11 protein-coding genes and 2 pseudogenes are annotated in these 13558 nt (G+C 71.6%); 7 read left to right on the top strand and 6 right to left on the bottom strand.

Features of this window, described 5'->3' with window-relative positions; genetic code table 11:
- Positions 1-136: 136 nt before the first annotated feature.
- A complete protein-coding gene (locus ACFZDC_RS14705) occupies positions 137-1750 on the bottom strand; it encodes a cation acetate symporter (RefSeq protein WP_391323718.1) in 1614 nt (537 codons plus the stop codon).
- Complete coding sequence (locus ACFZDC_RS14700) at positions 1747-2388, bottom strand: DUF485 domain-containing protein (RefSeq protein WP_391323716.1); 642 nt, start codon at positions 2386-2388, stop codon at positions 1747-1749. The genes ACFZDC_RS14705 and ACFZDC_RS14700 overlap by 4 nt, the downstream gene beginning before the upstream one ends.
- 266 nt (positions 2389-2654) lie before the next feature.
- Here ACFZDC_RS14700 and ACFZDC_RS14695 point away from each other — a divergent pair, with 266 nt between their 5' ends.
- The 5 genes from ACFZDC_RS14695 (at position 2655) to ACFZDC_RS14675 (ending at position 7984) form a co-directional block, all read left to right on the top strand.
- Positions 2655-3662: a zinc-binding dehydrogenase gene (locus tag ACFZDC_RS14695; RefSeq protein ID WP_391323714.1), complete on the top strand. Its 1008-nt coding sequence runs from the start codon at positions 2655-2657 to the stop codon at positions 3660-3662.
- Positions 3659-4465: an SDR family NAD(P)-dependent oxidoreductase gene (locus ACFZDC_RS14690; protein WP_391323712.1), complete on the top strand. Its 807-nt coding sequence runs from the start codon at positions 3659-3661 to the stop codon at positions 4463-4465. Before ACFZDC_RS14695 ends, ACFZDC_RS14690 begins: the two co-directional genes overlap by 4 nt.
- A gap of 183 nt (positions 4466-4648) precedes the next feature.
- Complete coding sequence (locus ACFZDC_RS14685; protein ID WP_391323710.1) at positions 4649-5194, top strand: ATP-binding protein; 546 nt, start codon at positions 4649-4651, stop codon at positions 5192-5194.
- Positions 5191-5649 (top strand): transcriptional repressor, encoded by a 459-nt coding sequence (locus tag ACFZDC_RS14680; protein ID WP_391323707.1) that lies wholly within the window; start codon positions 5191-5193, stop codon positions 5647-5649. Before ACFZDC_RS14685 ends, ACFZDC_RS14680 begins: the two co-directional genes overlap by 4 nt.
- 220 nt (positions 5650-5869) lie before the next feature.
- Positions 5870-7984 (top strand): SpoIIE family protein phosphatase, encoded by a 2115-nt coding sequence (locus tag ACFZDC_RS14675; protein WP_391323705.1) that lies wholly within the window; start codon positions 5870-5872, stop codon positions 7982-7984.
- 43 nt (positions 7985-8027) lie between these two features.
- Here ACFZDC_RS14675 and ACFZDC_RS14670 read toward each other — a convergent pair whose 3' ends face one another.
- The 4 genes and pseudogenes from ACFZDC_RS14670 to ACFZDC_RS14655 form a co-directional block, all read right to left on the bottom strand.
- Entirely contained in the window at positions 8028-9152 is a 1125-nt protein-coding gene (locus tag ACFZDC_RS14670; RefSeq protein WP_391323703.1) for a phospholipase effector Tle1 domain-containing protein, read from the bottom strand.
- Between the two features lie 13 nt (positions 9153-9165).
- Positions 9166-10065: pseudogene (locus tag ACFZDC_RS14665) on the bottom strand (DUF6424 family protein); the annotation flags it as partial.
- Positions 10066-10429: 364 nt separating this feature from the next.
- On the bottom strand, positions 10430-11428 hold the full coding sequence (gap, locus tag ACFZDC_RS14660; RefSeq protein ID WP_391323701.1) for a type I glyceraldehyde-3-phosphate dehydrogenase: 999 nt from the start codon (positions 11426-11428) through the stop codon (positions 10430-10432).
- Between the two features lie 100 nt (positions 11429-11528).
- Positions 11529-12485: a helix-turn-helix domain-containing protein gene (locus ACFZDC_RS14655; RefSeq protein WP_391323698.1), complete on the bottom strand. Its 957-nt coding sequence runs from the start codon at positions 12483-12485 to the stop codon at positions 11529-11531.
- Between the two features lie 95 nt (positions 12486-12580).
- On the opposite strand from ACFZDC_RS14655, the pseudogene ACFZDC_RS14650 reads away from it, so the two are divergent.
- A pseudogene (locus ACFZDC_RS14650) lies at positions 12581-12920 on the top strand (hypothetical protein).
- 336 nt (positions 12921-13256) lie between these two features.
- Positions 13257-13427, top strand: a complete 171-nt coding sequence (locus tag ACFZDC_RS14645) for a hypothetical protein (protein WP_391323696.1) — start codon at positions 13257-13259, stop codon at positions 13425-13427.
- Positions 13428-13558 lie beyond the last annotated feature (131 nt).

The raw sequence follows: 13558 nt of genomic DNA, 5'->3' as shown, positions 1-13558 counted from the left end.
GGGTGAGGGAGCTCACAGGGCGTCGGTGCGGGTGTGTGCCGCACCGACGCCCTCACCTCTGGATCACGTCCGGCTTCCAGGCCGTTTGCCGCCGTGGTTCATTCGGCCGGGGCCGGCAGCCGCGTCTCGCCGTGGTTCATTCGGCCGCGGCCAGCAGCCGTGCCTCGCTCTCCTCGTACAGCCGCCGGTTTTCGCGGCTCTCGACGGCGCGGCGCCGGTGGTCCAGACGGCTCCCCAGCCAGCCGGCCAGGTAGCCGAACGGTATGGAGACCAGGCCGGTGGACTGCATCGGGAACCAGTGGAAGTCCGCGTTCGGGAAGACCGCGGCCGGCGTGCCCGAAACGGCCTTGGAGAAGACCATCAGCACCAGCGCGCAGGCCGTGCCGCCGTAGAGGCTGGCGAGCAGGCCGGTGCGGGTGAATCCGCGCCAGAACAGGGAGTAGGTCAACGCGGGGGCCACGGCCGATGCGCCGATGCAGATCGCCAGCGTGGTCAGCACGCCGACGTCCCAGTTCTGGACCAGGGTGGAGAGCAGGATGGCGACGGTTCCCACCGCCACGCTGGTCCACGCCGCCACCGTCATCTCCGCACGCGGCGCCGCACGTCCCCGCCGTACCGCATGGGCGAACAGGTCGTGGGCGAGCGACGAAGCCGCGGCCAGGGTCATCCCCGCGACCGAGGAGAGCAGGGTGATGAACACCGCGCCCGCCACGGCCGCGTAGAGAAGCGTCGTGCCCGCGGAGCCGGCGCCGCCGAGCGCCCGGGACAGCATGAGCACCGTCGTCCTGCCGTGCGGGTCGGCTGCGGTGATGTACTGCGATCCCACCAGGGCCGCCGCGCCCGTACCCATGATGATCACGAGCAGGCAGAACGTCGTGACCGTACCGACCGCCCATGACATGGAGCGGCGCACGGCGGGCACGTCCCGTGCGGAGTACAGGCGCATCGTGATGTGTGGCAGGCAGGCCGCGCCGAGGATCACGGTGATCTGAAGACTGGCGAAGTCCAGCCGTTCGCCTGCCGAAGTGCCCAGCTGGAGACCCTGCTGGAGGAAGCCCGGGCCGGTTCCGCTGCCGCGCTGGGCGGCCCGGAGCACCTCGCCGAGGCTCCAGTCGAAGCGGTTCAGGACCAGGGCGGCGACGGTGACGCTGGTGCCGAGCAGGAACACGATCTTGATCATCTGGATGAGTGCGGTGCCCCGCATGCCGCCGATCGCCGCGTAGATGATCATCAGGCTGCCGACGAGGACGATGCACGCCGTCCTGGCGCCGGCCTGGTGCGGGATGCCCAGGATGAAGGTGAGCAGCGACCCGGCCCCGGACAGCTGGACCACCAGGAAGGGAAGGGTCGCCGCGAGCGTCACCACGCAGGACGCGATGCGGACGGCCCGCCCGGGCATGTTGCGGGCCAGCACGTCGCCCATGGTGAAACTGCCGGCGTTGCGCAGCGGTTCGGCCAGCAGGAACATCAGCAGCACGAGCGACAGGGCGGTGCTCACCGCCAGCACGTAACCGTCGTATCCGGCGAGCGCGATGATGCCGGTGGTGCTCAGCACCGTCGCCGCGGAGATGTAGTCGCCCGCGATCGCCAGGCCGTTCTTGACGGGGGTGAGCGAGAGGTAACCGGTGTAGAAGTTCGTCAGGTCGTCGCGGTCCGGACCCGCCATCACACACATCAGCAGCGTGAGGGTCACCAGCGTGCTGAACAGGACCAGGACGACTGCCTGCGTCCCTGAGCCGAAGTCGTTCATCCCGCCACCCCGGCATCCCGCCGGACCGTTCGCTCCCTGACGGCCCGCGCCAGCGGGTCCACGGACTGTTGCGCGCTGCGTCCGTACCAGACGACGGCCGCGAAGGTGACGACGAGCTGGAGGACCCCCAGGGCCATGCCCAGGCTCAGTTCCCCGGCGATTTTCGAGCCCATCAGGTCCGGGGCACAGCAGGACAGCACCACGTACGCCACGAAGGAACCGAGCGCGGTGAGCGTGGAGACCCGGCGGAGCGCCCGGTAGGCCGAGCGGAGGTCGGCGAGGTCGGCCCCGTGCGCAGGGCTCTCGTGCGTGTGCGGTGGGCGCGGGGAAGCCTGCCCGTACGAGTCGTCCCAAGGGGTGTCGTGTCCGTACGGGTTGTTCCGCGGCGCGTCGTGTCCGTACGGGCTGTTCCGCGGTGCGTCGTGTCCGTACGGGGTGTTCCGAGGGGTGCCCTGTCCGTACGGGTTGTTCCGCGGCACGTCGTGTCCGTACGAGTTGTCCCGCGGGGCGTCATGTCCGTACGCCTCCTGCCAGGGATCCCGCCCGTACGACTCGTGCCGAGGGGCGTGGCCGTAGGGATCGGTCCGCGGCTGCGGCCATCCCGGCGGCGGATACCGGTGGTCGTCGGGGTGTGTCATCGCATGGCCTTCCGGTGCGGCTCTGATCCGTGGGGGGTGGGAAGCGTGGCGGCGCACGTTACCGACTGGTCGGAATGCCTGGAAAGCCTGCTGGGCGTCACGGTTTGAGTTCGATGCCGCATCGGGTCGGCAGTGATCGGCCGCAGGGCGACGACCCTCGCGCTCCTAGCATGCGCACGCTCGGACGGCCTGTGGCGAATGTCACGCCCAACGACGTACCTACTGGTCGGTATGGTCGCGGGAAGGTGTGAACGACAGGAGGCGTGATGTCCACGACCAACCGCCAGATCCGTCTGGCCGCCCGCCCCGTGGGCGATGTGAAACGCGAAGACTGGGAGCACCGTTCCGAACCCGTCGAGGAACCGGGCCCGGGCCGGTTCGCGGGCCGGACGCGCGCCATCTCCCTGGACCCGGCCATGCGGGGCTGGCTGGACGACCGCCCCTCCTATCTGCCGCCGGTCGGCATCGGCGAGGTGATGCGCGCCGGGTCGGTCATCGAGGTCACCGCATCCAACCACCCCGACTTCCAGCCCGGCGACCATGTCGTCGGCACCTTCGGCGTCCAGGAGCACGTGGTCTCCGACGGCCGGGGCGCCCTGAAGATCGACACCTCCCTCGCGCCGCCCTCGACCTATCTGGGCGCGCTGGGCATGCCCGGCATGACCGCCTACTTCGGTCTGCTGGACGTCGGCGCACTGCAGGACGGCGAGACCGTCGTGGTCTCCGGCGCGGCCGGCGCGGTCGGCACCATCGTGGGTCAGCTCGCGAAGGCCAGGGGCTGCCGGGTCGTGGGCATCGCCGGCGGGCCGGAGAAGTGCGCCATGCTCACCGACGAACTGGGCTTCGACGCGGCGATCGACTACCGGACCGACGACCTCAAGAAGGCGCTGCGCGAGCACGCCCCCGACGGCATCGACGTCTACTTCGACAACGTCGGCGGGGACATCCTCGACACCGCCCTGACCCGGCTGGCGATGCACGCGCGCGTCGTCGTCTGCGGTGCGATCAGCCAGTACAACAACGCCACGCCGGTCAAGGGCCCGTCCAACTACCTCTCGCTGCTGGTGCGCCGCGCCCGCATGGAGGGCTTCGTCGTCTTCGACTACGCCAAGCGCTACGCGGAGGCCGCGCGGGAGATATCCGCCCTGATCGGCGACGGCCGCATCAAGGTCAAGGAACACGTGGTGAGGGGCACCGTGGACGACTTCCCCGAGACGTTGCAGATGCTCTTCCGCGGGGAGAACGTCGGCAAGCTCGTGCTGGAGCTGGCATGACCGCCGCCGAGAGCGGGGCCGCCACCCCGCGGGAGCAGGCGGACGGCGCGGCGGCGCTCCAGGGCAAGGTGGCGATCGTCACCGGCGCTGCCAGCGGACTGGGCCGCGCCTCGGCGCTGGCCCTGGCGGGGGCGGGGGCACGCGTGGTCGTCGCCGACCTCGACGCGGAGGGCGGGCGGGAGGTGGCCGCCCTGGTCGACGGCGACTTCCGCGCCTGTGACGTCTCCGACCTCGACGCCAACCGCGCTCTGGTGGAGTTCACCCAGGAGCGGTACGGCGGTGTCGACATCGCGCTGCTCAACGCGGGCGTGGCGACCGGGTGCGGCGTCGGCGAGGACTTCGACCCGGTGCGCTACCGGCGGGCGATGGGCGCCAACCTCGACGGCGTGGTCTACGGCACCCACGCGGTGCTGCCCGCCCTGCGGGCCCGCGGCGGTGGATCGATCGTGGCGACCGCGTCCCTGGCGGGCCTGGCCGCGGTGCCGTTCGATCCGCTGTACGCGGCCAACAAGCACGCGGTCGTGGGACTCGCACGCTCCCTGGGGCCGGCTCTCGCCCCGGAGAACGTGCGCTTCAACGCGGTCTGCCCGGGGTTCGCCGAGTCGCGCATCATCGACCACCTGCGCGGCATGCTGTCCGAGCAGGGGCTGCCGGTCATACCGGCTGAGGCCGTCGCGGACACGGTGCTGCGGATCGTCACCGGCGACGGCACGGGGGAGTGCTGGTTCATCCAGGCCGGCCGCGAGCCGGAGCCGTTCCGCTTCCGCAATGTCCCGGGCCCGGGCAAGCCCGTAGGCGTCTGAGACGCGGCCGGGGGCGGGCCTGCGGCCGCTCGGGCCCGCCCCCACCGCGTGAGGAGCCGACGCGGACCTTCTTCAGCGGATGGCATCGATCAGGGAAATTGCCTCTCTCCACAAACTTGACTGACTCCAGAGAACGCGTACCGTCGAGAAAGAGAAGGCAACCGTCCCCCGAAGGGCTGCCCGATGACTCGCACCATCCCTCGACATTCCCGCTCGGGTGGAAGGATCCCTGACACGGCTGACCCTGGCTCGTTCGAGACCGGCCCCCGGTCTCTGCCGTGGTCGCCGACCGCGTGCGGACTGGCGAGGGCCGCCGTGCGCGAGGCACTGCCCCGATGGGGACTCGGTGCACTGGTCCCGGTTGCCGAACTGCTGGTGAGCGAGCTGGTGTGCAATGCGCTGCGGCACGGCGCCGGCCCGCTGCGGCTCACCCTCGAGCGGGTCCCGGCCCTGCGCTGTTCGGTCGGTGACGGTTCTTCGCGCCCTCCGCGACCCACCGACGCCGGCCCCGAGGACGAGGGCGGCCGCGGGCTGGCGCTCGTGGAGATGCTGGCCGCACGGTGGGGCTGTGAGCGAGGGCCGGCCATGGGCAAGACCGTGTGGTTCGAACTCTCCGTCGAGGCGGACACGCCAGGGCTGGAGGGTACGGGACTCGTGGACGAGCACGCACTGTGGGGGGACGACAGCGTCGTGAACGGCCCGGTCGCACTGAAGGGCGAGGCCGCATGACCACCGCGACGACCGGCGAGGAACCGATGGCGCTGGCCGCGGCACGACTGCGCGCTGCGGGCATGCGGGTGACCGCCCAGCGCATGGCCATGCTGATGACGATCTCCGAGTCGGCCGGCCACCTCGAAGCCGATGCCCTGCGCGAGCGCGCTCGCCGGGTCACGGGCGGTCTGTCCCTGCAGGCCACGTACAACGTGCTGCGTGCGCTCACGGACGCCGGACTGGTCCGGTGCACCCTCATCCCCGGTCACCCCGCCCGCTACGAGATCGAGCACCACGACAACCACCACCACTTCGTGTGCCGCCGCTGTGGCGCCGTCCGCGACGTCACCTGCACGGTGGGCGCGGCTCCCTGCCTGGAACCACAGCTTCCGCAGGAGTACGACATCAAGGAGGCGGCCGTGACCTTCTGGGGTCTGTGCCCCGACTGCCGGGCCGCCACCCCGGCGACCTGACGGAGCCGGACCCCACAAGCCCGCACCACTTCTCCCCGCGGGCCACCGGAGGGGGACCAGGACGGGCACGCCCACATGTCGCCCAAGAGGGTAGGTGTGAAGTGATGACCTGCCGAAGGTCCCGTGCCGCATCGTGGATGGGCGCCGCTGACCTGCGGGAAGACCGTTTCACCTGATCTGCGTGGTGAGGCGGGTTCGGCAGGTGGAAGGAGCGAGTGCGATGAGGCGAGCGGAGCAGCGCCCGGAGCAGGCGGATCAGCCCGCGGCCGGCGCGGCTGACCCCAGTGGGCTGATGGACCTGCTGGGCGTCGCCGCGGTGCTGCTGGAGGCCGACGGCCGGATCGACATGTGGAGCCCGCAGGCCGAGGAACTGTTCGGCTATGCCCGCAGCGAGGCGGTCGGCCAGTACGCGGCGACCCTGCTCCTCCACCCCGAACACCAGGATGCGGCGGTCACGCTCTTCGCCGAGGTGATGGAGACCGGCCGGGGCTGGGCAGGGGCGTTCCCCGTCCGGCACAAGGACGGCAGCACGCGGATGGTCGAGTTCCGCAACATGCGCCTCACGGACAACCTCGGCGACCACTACGCCCTGGGGCTGGCCACCGACCGGTCGACCCTGCGGCAGGTGGAGCGCAACGTGGCCTTGTCCACCCGGCTGGTCACCCAGGCGCCGATCGGGCTTGCCGTCCTGGACACCGATCTGCGGTATCTGGCCATCAATCCGGCCCTCGCAGGGATGCACGGCGTCCCCGAGGGCAACCACGTGGGCCGGAGCTTCCGCGAGATCCTGCCCGGTGCACCCTTCGTGAGTGCGGAGGCCGTGATGCGGCAGGTCCTGGAAACGGGCCTTCCCGTGGTGGACCAGCAGGTGGTGGGCCGCACTGCCGCCGATCCGGAGCGTGAACACGCCTGGGCGGTGTCGATCTATCGACTGGAGGACCACAACGGGCACGCACTGGGCATCGCCAACGTGGTGGTCGACGTCACCGACCGGTACCAGGCGGCCAGAGAAGCCGACCGGGCCCAGCAGCGGTTGCGCCTGATGGCCAACGGCTCGGCCAGAATCGGCACCACCCTGGAGGTGGAGCGGACCGCGCAGGAACTGGCCGACGTCCTCGTGCCCGACCTGGCCGACATGGTCGCGGTGGATCTCCTGGACTCCGTCCTGCGGACGGGCCGCACGGACCTCGGCGAGGGCCCGGCACTCTTCCGCGCCCTGGCGGTGAAAACCGCCTACCCCACCGACGCCGCCCAGGCGATCGTTCCGCCCGGCAGCCTCACCACCTACCACGCCGACCACCCCGCGGCCCATTGCATCCGCACCCGCCGCCCCCAGCTGGTCACCCACCTGGACGGCAGCGACCTCACCCGCATCGCGGCCGACTCCGACGCCGCCCGCCTGCTCGCCCGGGCCGGTGTCCACACCGACATGGCGGTCCCGCTCATCGCCCGCGGACAGATCATCGGCGTCATGGGCCTGGCCCGTGCCCGCAACCCCGTGCCGTTCGACCAGGACGACCTCACCCTCGCCTGTGAGCTCGCCTCGTCCGCCGCTCTGAGCATCGACAACGCCGTCCTGCACCAGCACATCCGCAGCGCCGCCGAGACCCTCCAACGCAGCCTGCTCCCGCAGCTCCCGCCCCACCGTCCCGGCCTCGAGGTCGCCGCCCGGTACCGGCCCGCGCAGGCCTTCAGCGAGGTCGGCGGCGACTGGTACGACGTCATCCCGCTCGACGGTGACCGAACCGCCCTCGCGGTGGGCGACGTCATGGGCAGCGGAATCCCGGCCGCGACCACCATGGGCCGCCTGCGCACCGCCACTTCCACCCTCGCCGACCTCGACCTCGACCCCGCCCGTATCCTCACCCACCTGGACAAGATCACTCACGGTCTGGATCCCTACATCGCGACCTGCCTCTACGCGGTCTACGACCCGTACCGCTGCCGCCTCGAGGTGGCCTCCGCCGGCCATCTGCCCCCGGTACTGGTCCGGGTCGGCAGGCCCCCCGAACTCCTCGACCTCCCCACCGGCACCCCGTTGGGAGTCGGGGGTGTGCCCTTCGAGACCACCACCCTCGACCTGGCGCCCGGCGACGACCTCGTGCTGTACACCGACGGACTGGTCGAAACCCGCAACGACCCCATCGACGAACGCCTGGCAGATCTCCTCGCTCTGCTGTCACCGCCGTGCCGCTCCGTGGAGGAGACCTGCAACCGACTGCTGGAGCAGCTCCGTGACCCTGCCGGCCACGACGACGTCGCCCTTCTCATCGCCCGCGCGCAACCCCTGGCGACCTCCGGCGGGCCCGGACCTCGAAGCCCGGCCCGGGCGTGATCCCAAGACCCTCTTCGGATACGTCCCGGGACGGGGCGTCCGCTCAACCGCCGGGCGGGGGAACCGGTTTGGTCCAGTCGGGGTCGGCCCAGCGTGCCGGCTCCTGCGGATCGGGCAGATCCGGGCGGTATCCGGGATCCCGCTCCCGTCGCAGCCTGACGCTGGCGTGCAGTACGGCGTCGTCGGGCAGGGTCCGGGAGCGGCGGCCGACGAGGATCCACAGCGGGCCGTTGTCGTGGACCGGAGCACCGGCGAAGTCCTCGGTGACCGCGCAGGCCGTGCCGTAGGCCCGGGGCCGGAACACCAGGTTCTGCGTGACGGCGTCGGTGATCCACTTCAGCGGGATCGTGGAGAGCAGAGGCTGGTCCTCGGCATGCGCGAAGGTGCCGCCGACATCGGAGTGCACTCCCGCGAACCAGACCTCCTCCGCGGTTGCCTGACGCGGCGCCGGGCGGCGCGTCACCGGGAACGCGCGGTACGGCCGGCGGGTCTCGTCGAGCGACACGGCGTGCCGGATGCGGGCCGCGTTGGGCAGCTGGTGGGTGTACGGCCACTGCAGATCGCCCAGTCGCAGGAGGCCGGCCGCCTTCACGGTGTCCCAGACACCGAGGTAGGCCACCGGCAGGGCGTGGTGCGAGACCTGCCGCGGATCGTTCTGCTTCACCTGCGCCCACAGCGGCTCGTTGTCCGTCCGCCGGCAGAACGCGTGCGAGAACCGCGCCACTTCCTTCTCGCTCCGGTCGATGTCCTGGTTGAAGGCGTACTTCGCCACGGCGTACGGCACCAGGTTCTCCGAGCCCGGACGCATGAGGCCGGGCTTGTTGAGCATCCCGACGAGCGCCCGGGCGGTGTAGGCGCCTCGGCTGAAGCCGAACACGTGCACCAGGTCGCCCGGTTGCCAGTACCGCATGAGGTACGTGTACGCCTCGGCGAGATTGGTCCGCAGCCCGCTGCCGAAGGCGAGGCCGCACAGACGGGAGAGCCGGCGGCCGACCGGTCCGTGGGTGGTCGCCGACGACATGGTCCCGACGCCGGGGTCGTAGTAGACGAGTTGGTGTGCCGGATCGTCGGCGTCGAGCATCTCCATCAACCGGACCACGTTGGTGGGGTGGTTCGCGCCCACCTGATTGCCCGACCCGTCGAGGCAGACGACGATCGCGCGAGCCATGCCCGTCCCCCTTCTAGCCGGACGTGCGGCGGCCGTGCCGGGTCCCGCCGGCGGACAGCGGACCGGCGGCGGTGCGCCGGCCGGGGCCGACCTGCTGGGCGAAGGCCTGCAGGGCGACCGTGCTGTTGGCCGGCAGCACGGCCATCAGTCCGCGGTCCTGTGCCTCCGCGATCGTCGCGGCGGCGACACTGCCCTCGGGGACGAAGGCCAGACGGACGTGCCCGTCGCCGGAGCCGCGGCGGTCCACCGGCGTGACGGCGCCGTGGGTCCCGTCGGGCAGGGTCACCCACAGCTGGAAGTCGTCGTACCGCACGAAGTCCGCGCCCTTCACCGGCCAGGGGTAGTGGTGTTCGCCGGGCACCTTGGGGAGGATTCCCTGGTGGTTCCCGCGGCTCAGCGGCACACACGCGTTGAACAGGGAGTCGGTCCAGGCCTCGACTCCGTCCGCGTCCTCGATCGGCGTGCGCAGCAGCATCCCGGCGCGCTCGTAGCCCAGTTCCGCCAGGGCGGGCAGGGTGAGCGGGAAGGCGTCGACCAGCGCGGCGGCCTCCTGCCGGAGCCGGTCGACCTTCGCGGGGTCGGCGCAGAACTGCATGCTCCACTCGATGCCGACCCGGGCGCGGTACATCAGCCAGCGGTCGGGTCCCTTGACCCACAGGCTGCCCCCGTGGTGCATCTCCCAGTGCTCGGAGCCGTTCGGCCCCGGCCCCGGATCGACGGGCCTGGGCCCGTAGGGCAGGTCGGGGTCGTCCATGGTGCGCAGGATCTCCTGCGCGGTCCTCTTGGCAGCCTTGAAGTGCGCTGATTCAAACCGTTTCGGATGTTTGACGAGGCGGATCCTCCACGGATGCTGCTCCGATTCGAAGCCACCCGGCTGGACCTCGGTGTGGGCCATGGCTGACCTCCTCGGCCCGGCCCCACGGGCCGGTCACCGGCTCACGAGACGGACTCTCCCCCCCCATCGGATTCACCTCGCGGGGCGGAGTCCCCCTGTCTCCATCGTGCGCCCGGCACCGGTCGGCCGCGAGTCGAGCGGAGGCACCGTCAGATCGCGGGTGGACCGGACCGGCGGCACGAGGGACGGAGCAGTCGTCGGGGATACGGCCCGCCCTTGGCCGAGTTCAGGCTCACGCTGGTGGCTCCGGGCCACGTCGTCCAGGGACGGGACCCGCACGTTCAGGTGCTGCACGCGGGTGCGGACCGAGCCCGTCCAGCTCCACGTCAAGGCCCGGCGAGGAGCGGCCGCCGGACGTCGGGGCCGCCCCCTGGGGAGGCGGTCAGCGGGTGGCGAGGAGTTCCAGGGTGTCGATCACTCGGTTCGAGAAGCCCCACTCGTTGTCGTACCAGGCGACCACCTTGATGTGGCGGCCGTCGACGCGGGTGAGGGCCGAGTCGAAGATCGACGAGGCCGGGTTGCCCGTGATGTCGGCCGACACGAGCGGGTCGTCCGAGTACTCCAGGATCCCGGCCAGCGGGCCGTCCGCCGCGGCACGGTACGCCGCCAGCACGTCGTCGCGCGTCACGTCGCGGGCGACGGTCGTGTTGAGCTCGACGATCGAGCCCACCGGAACCGGCACACGGATCGAGTCGCCCGACAGCTTGCCGTCGAGGTTCGGCAGCACCAGGCCGATCGCCTTCGCGGCGCCCGTCGTCGTCGGCACGATGTTGACCGCGGCCGCGCGGGCACGGCGGGCGTCACGGTGCGGACCGTCCTGCAGGTTCTGCTCCTGCGTGTAGGCATGCACCGTCGTCATGAACCCGTGCTCGATGCCGGCGAGTTCGTCCAGCACCGCGGCCAGCGGCGCGAGCGCGTTGGTGGTGCACGAGGCGTTCGAGACGATCGTGTGCAGGGCCGGGTCGTACGCGTCCGTGTTGACCCCGAACGCGAGCGTGACGTCGGCGCCGTCCGACGGCGCACTGACGAGCACCTTCTTCGCGCCCGCGTCGAGGTGGGCGCGGGCGGCCTTGGCCGACGTGAAGCGGCCGGTCGCCTCGAGCACGATGTCCACGCCGAGCTCGGTCCACGGCAGCTGCGCCGGTTCGCGCTCGGCGAGCACCCTGATGCGACGGCCGTCCACGACGAGGGCGTCCCCGTCGGCGGTCACCGGGCGGCCGAGCCGGCCGGCCGTCGTGTCGTAGGCGAGGAGCCGCGCGAGGGTGGCGGGTTCGGTGAGGTCGTTCACGGCGACGACCTCGAGGTCGCTGTCGCGTTCGAGCAGGGCGCGCAGCACATTGCGTCCGATGCGGCCGAATCCGTTGATGGCGATACGCGTCATGAATGGTGTCCCTTCGGTTCGCCACCAGGTTGGCGTGCGGCATCCGAGCGGGACAGCGGCGCGATCGCCATGGTTCGAAAGGATCGCGCCAGCCTGCGGGCTACTCGCCCTGGGCGAAGGTGCGCCGGTACTCGCTCGGCGTGGTGCCGAGGATGCGCTGGAAGTGCAGCCGGAGATTCGCGCCGGTGCCGAGGCCGACGTCCGCGGCGATCTGCTCGACGCTCCGCTCCGAACGTTCCAGCAGCTCACGGGCCATGTCGATGCGGGCGCGCATGACCCACTGCATGGGTGTGTACCCGGTGTCCTCGGCGAAGCGCCGCGAGAACGTGCGCGCCGACACCCCCGCATGCCGGGCGAGCGTCTCGAGGCCGAGCGGCTCGCCGAGCCGGTGCAGCGCCCACTCGCGCGTGGCGGCGAACCGCTCGCCGAGCGGCTCCGGCACACTACGGGGTACGTACTGCGCCTGACCGCCGCTGCGGTACGGGGCCGCGACCAGGCGCCGGGCCGCGTGATTCGAGGCGGCCACGCCGAGATCGCCGCGCAGGATGTGCAGGCACAGGTCGATGCCCGACGCGGCGCCCGCCGACGTCAGCACGCTGCCCTCGTCCACGAACAGCACGTTCTCGTCGACCCGGACGAGCGGATGCTTCGCCGCCAGCGCCCGCGCGTAGTGCCAGTGCGTCGTGGCGCGTCGGCCGTCGAGCAGGCCCGTGGCCGCGAGCGCGAAGGCGCCGGTGGAGATGGCGGCGAGCCGGGCGCCGCGTTCATGGGCGGCGATCAGCGCGTCCACGACGGCCGGCGGCGGATCGTCGCGGTCCGGGAACCGGTAGCCGGGGATGAAGACGACGTCGGCCCACGCGAGCGCCTCCAGGCCGTGGGCGGCGTGGTACGACAGCCCGTCGCCGCCGGTCACGAGACCGGGCGTGGCGCCGCAGACCCGCACCTCGTACGGCATGCTCGCGCGGGTCGTGAACACCTGCGCGGGAATCCCGACATCGAGCGGCTTCGCACCCTCGAGCACAAGAACGGCGACGCGACGCAGACGGGACACTGACACGGCAAGCAGCGTACGCGCTGGTGCGGACGTGCCTTCCGCAGGACCGGCACGCAGGGCGGCCTCCCGGGCACGGCAGACGCGGCGCGGTCGCCGGGATGGCGGCCGGCGGCAACAACGTCGTCGTGGACCATCCGCTCAGCCGCCGCCGGCGGTTGCTGGACCTCCTCGATCTGCTCGTACCCGAGGACACGGTCCTGATCGCGGTGTCCGCTGCCCGGGCTGGAACGCCGTGAACGCGAGCGGGGTGACCGGCAACGGGGACTGGCCGCCCTGCAGTATGACCACGTGCACTCCCACGGGCCGCACGACCTCGACGTGGACACCGGCCTCCTGTCTCCGGAGGAATGCGCCCTGCGCATCAGCGACTTCCTGACGGACCGGCCGCGCCCCACCGCCTTCGAACGGCTCGGAGCGACGCTGCGGACCCCGGCCTGACACGGCCCGGGCCGCGGCGGCCGGCCACCCTGGAAAAGTCGGACGCTGGTGGCCTCCTTGGGCGCGTGGTTGTCCTCGGCGACCTTGCGGAGCTGGTCAGAGTCGGCCGGGTACTCCGCGCCCGACAGGGCCTTCTGCAGATCGGTGGGGCTGACACCGGCCATGGTTCCTCCAGGGCGGTGAGAGGGGTCCTATGGGTGCCGCGCCACATGCTGCGCCGGACCGCTCAGGTACCCGGACCCGGGGGGATTCGCCCTTTTCCCGTAATGATGCGACTCGTCCCGGACGGGTACTCGGTGGCTTCGGCACAGGCACGCGACCGCTGTGGAGGCCCTCATGAGCGAGCAGACCCCGTCCCAGGCCGAGGGCGGGACGGAGCGGGACGACGCGGAACCGGCCGAGCCGCCGCGCACGACTCCGTCCCAGGCCGAGGGTGAGGACACCGACGAGGAGAACGACGGGGACGACGGGGATGACGGGGACGACGGGGTGAGGGAGCCGTCATGACCGTACCGGGGAGAACTGAGTTCATCCGCTGAGCGGTCCCGGCCGGCCGGTGCCGGACAGCGTCTGCCATGGGCGCCTCCGCGCCGTTGACGCCTCCTGGGCACCGGCTTAGCCTCGCCTCGACTGGACAC

The sequence above is a fragment of the Streptomyces sp. NPDC007905 genome, assembly GCF_042959345.1.
Lineage (GTDB): Bacteria > Actinomycetota > Actinomycetes > Streptomycetales > Streptomycetaceae > Streptomyces.
This window is presented reverse-complemented; position numbering and strand designations above follow the sequence as displayed.